This window comes from bacterium (genome assembly GCA_026398675.1).
Classification (GTDB): Bacteria; RBG-13-66-14; RBG-13-66-14; order RBG-13-66-14; family RBG-13-66-14; genus RBG-13-66-14.
This window is the reverse complement of record JAPLSK010000206.1, coordinates 1-3,551: the sequence shown is the minus strand read 5'-3', so window position 1 is coordinate 3,551 and position 3,551 is coordinate 1. Positions and strand designations below refer to the sequence as shown.

Below are 3,551 nucleotides of genomic sequence, written 5' to 3'. Positions count from 1 at the left end.
CCGCCGCGTTTTCCGCTACGACCGATTCCGCCAGACCAACGCCGTCGCCCGCGAGCTGGAGAACCTCGTGGACGCCTTCCTCGGCGACGCCCCCTCCCGCGACCGCCACATGGCCGGACTCGATCAGTACTTCCGCGCCGTCGAAACCTACGCCGACCTGGTCAACGATTTCTCCGAGAAGCAGGACTTCCTCACCAAGGTTTACGAGCCGTTCCTCAACGTCTATTCGCCCAAGGACGCCGACCGCCTCGGCATCGTTTACACCCCGCAGCCCATCGTCCGCTTCATCGTCAATTCCGTCGAGGCCGCCCTGGGCGAGCATTTTTCCAAGTCGCTGGCCGACACCGGCGTTCACATCCTCGACCCCTGCACGGGGACCGGCAACTTCATCGTCGCGGTGCTCAAGAAAATAAAGGCCCTGCGGCCTTCGGCGTTGGAGCGGAAATACCTCCACGAGCTCTGGGCCAACGAGATACTGCTCCTGCCGTACTACATCGCGGGGCTGAACATCGAAGCCACCTATAAGGATTTAACCGGCACGGATAAACCGTTCCCCGGCGTCTGCTTCACCGACACGCTCCTTTTGAACACCGTCGAGGAGCAGCCGTTGCTCGAAGGCTTCTCCCCCGCCAACGCCGAGCGGGTACACGCGCAGGAGAAGGCGGAGATAACCGTCATCCTCGGCAACCCGCCGTACAACACACAGCAGGAATCCGAGAACTTAAACGCGAAGAATATCCCCCACCCCGCTATTGAGAAACGTATTCGGGATACATACGCGAAAGACTCAAAGGCAACACTAAAGAATAAGCTCTACGACCCCTACGTCCAGTTCATCCGCTGGGCTACGGATAGGGTGGGCGATGAAGGCATTGTGTGCTTTATTTCAAATAATAGTTTCATCGAAGGTATCGCCGCCGATGGTCTACGTAAACATCTGCTTAATGACTATTCCAACATCTATCATCTTGATTTGGGTGGCAACGCCCGCCTTGGTGAGGGCGGCAACGTATTCGGGATTAAAGTTGGTGTAGGGATAACGATTTTCGTTAAGAAAAAAGGTGGGGGTAAATGTGATTTACGATACGCGAGTGTGGAGGAAGGCTGGAGTAAAAGTGCTAAGTTAGACTTTTTAGACAACAGTGGTAATTATAGTCATGTTAAATGTTGGAAGCTGCTGCCTCCCGGTGAGGGTCGGGAGTGGTTTGTACCTGATAACGATTTTGATTCTCTTGCTTCAATTGGTAACAAGGAGGAGAAGACCAAGAAGCTTCAGCAGGCTGAGTCTATCTTTAATACATATTCGTGTGGTGTGATGTCTAGCCGTGACGATGTGGTATATAACTTCGACGATTGGCAACTGGAACAGCGCGTAAAGAAAATGATGGAATTATATAATTTGGAAATTGACCGATGGAAAAGATCGGGACGTCCAACGGGTGCCGATTTAGACAACTGGGTTATAAAAGATAAAGACAAAATCAATTGGGATAGGACTTTAAAGAATGGGTTGGTGAATGAGCATTATTCGGAATATCAGCCGGCTCATGTGCGGCATACACTCTATCGTCCATTTACTCACAAACGTATCTATTATGATCGAATATGGAATAACTGCGTATATCTTTGGCACCAATTTCTACCCACATCGAAGACTGAGCGTGAGAACCGGGTTATTACCGTAGCCGGTGTTGGTAACAGAATGCCATTTGGAACATTAATTACCAACCATATTACCTCCTTTGATTTTGCATACGAAAAGGCCCAATGCTTCCCGCTATATGTATATGACGAGGACGGCTCGAACCGGCGGCTGAACGTCACGCCCTGGGGTGTCAAGCTCTTCCGCACCCGCTACGGCCTGGCGGGCGACTTCTACGACCAGAAGGCCGACGCCGCCGACCCGGCCTTCGGCCCCGCATCCCCGTGGAAAATCTTCCACTACACCTACGCCCTCCTCCATGCCAAAGGCTACCGGGAAAAATACGAGCGAAACCTGAAAAAATCCCTCCCCCGCATTCCCCTTTTGGGCGATCGCCGAACATTTGTTCGCCTCGCCGAGCTGGGGGAAGAGCTGGCGAAGGTGCACCTGACTTACGAAGCGGCGAAACCCTACGAATTGAAACGCATCGAGAAATCCACAAAAGGCGAAGAGTTCGACTGGGCCTGCCCCAAGCTGCGCCTGGACTCCAGGGACCGAACGGTCGTTCGGTACAATGAAATATTAACATTGCGAGGATTGCCGCCGAAGGCGCTGGAATACCGGCTCGGCAACCGGAGCGCCGTGGAATGGGTCTGCGACCAGTTCCGCGCTTACCCCGCCAAAGACGATTTCGTGATTCGGCTCCTGGAGCGCGTCGTCACGGTGAGCCTGGAAACCGTGGATAAGGTCTCCGAAATCAACGACATCTGGCATAAACACGCCGTCTGAACGGCGGTCCGTCGAACGGTTCCATAATCCGACCAAGGGAGGGTTCAAGATGGGCATTATGAAGAACTTCGGTGATATGATGAAGGGCGCCAACGAGATGAGCAAGGCGGCGCAGGAGCAGCAGGCCGCCGCCCAGAAAGCCCAGGACGACGCCAATCGGCCCGTGGACTTGAACGACCCGATGTGGGCCCCCATCGAGAGCGTCACCGTGGACAAGTACGCCGAAATCTCCGCTATGATGTTGAAAAAAGGCATCTTGGGCGTCGAGCAGGTCAACACTTTCGCCGAGAGCATGGGCGTGCCGTCGGGCAAATGGCAGGTCGTGCAGAACGGCTGGGTGGCGCGCATGGGCCAGCACATGGCGGTGCGGACGCGCTACGGGAACCTCTACAACGAGTTCTCCAAGTAGCGTCCGATTACGATAGGAGGCGGGATGGCCGGAAAAGGCGGTGCGGGCTGGATCATGGCCGTGATCGGCGCGGGCGTCGGTGTGGCGGGGTTCTTCGTGCCGATGGCCCAGGTCGTCCTCTGGATAACCGGCGGGGCGCTCATCGCCGGCGGACTGCTGATGGTCTGGGTCTTGGGGAAGGTGGCCGTGGCCACCAAGGACCTCCCGCCCATGCCCACCATGCGTGAGAGCATCAACCGCATGGACGCCGGGGCGCTCTTCCTGCGTCAGCAGACCCGCCTGGACATGCTCAAGAGCGGCGGACGACCGGCCAGGGTGAAGATTCTGGACTTCAAGCCGGCGGGCATCCAGTTCAACAACGACCCCTTCTACATCTTCGACCTGGCGGTGATGCCCGAGGGGCTGCCGAGCTACGGGGTGCGGGAATACCTGCAGTGCGTTTCGCCCGTGATGCTGCCGCGGATAAAGGCCGGTGGGACGTACCACGCTTGGGTGGACAGCGAGGACTCGACGCGGCTGATCATCACCTGGGCGGACTGAGTCCCGGAGTGGCCTCCCTCCCCCCTCTGGGTGGAGGCTCGCCTACGGGCCGGGGAGGGGGGTGGGGAGGGGGGCCGCAAAATAACCTGGGAATTCCGCAACCGTGCGGATATACTGGGTGTGCTCAATCTTTTAGGAGGAATTGATGACCCGTTTCCTGCCCGTTTTGCT

3 protein-coding genes are annotated in these 3,551 nt (G+C 56.5%); all 3 read left to right on the top strand.

The features are described 5' to 3' along the window. Positions 1 to 2,431 (top strand): N-6 DNA methylase (locus tag NTW26_06875; protein MCX7021980.1); only part of this gene is annotated, 2,431 nt, incomplete at its 5' end. A 49-nt stretch (positions 2,432 to 2,480) separates the two neighbouring features. Then, positions 2,481 to 2,840 carry a hypothetical protein gene (locus tag NTW26_06870; protein MCX7021979.1) on the top strand — a complete coding sequence of 120 codons (360 nt, stop codon included), beginning with the start codon at positions 2,481 to 2,483 and terminating at the stop codon, positions 2,838 to 2,840. A gap of 24 nt (positions 2,841 to 2,864) precedes the next feature. Continuing rightward, on the top strand, positions 2,865 to 3,380 hold the full coding sequence (locus tag NTW26_06865; protein MCX7021978.1) for a hypothetical protein: 516 nt from the start codon (positions 2,865 to 2,867) through the stop codon (positions 3,378 to 3,380). Positions 3,381 to 3,551 lie beyond the last annotated feature (171 nt).

Bases quoted from the DNA above. Each gene is read 5' to 3' on its own strand.
- NTW26_06870 (MCX7021979.1), top strand. From the start codon at position 2,481: ATGGGCATTATGAAGAACTTCGGTGATATGATGAAGGGCGCCAACGAG.
- NTW26_06865 (MCX7021978.1), top strand. From the start codon at position 2,865: ATGGCCGGAAAAGGCGGTGCGGGCTGGATCATGGCCGTGATCGGCGCG.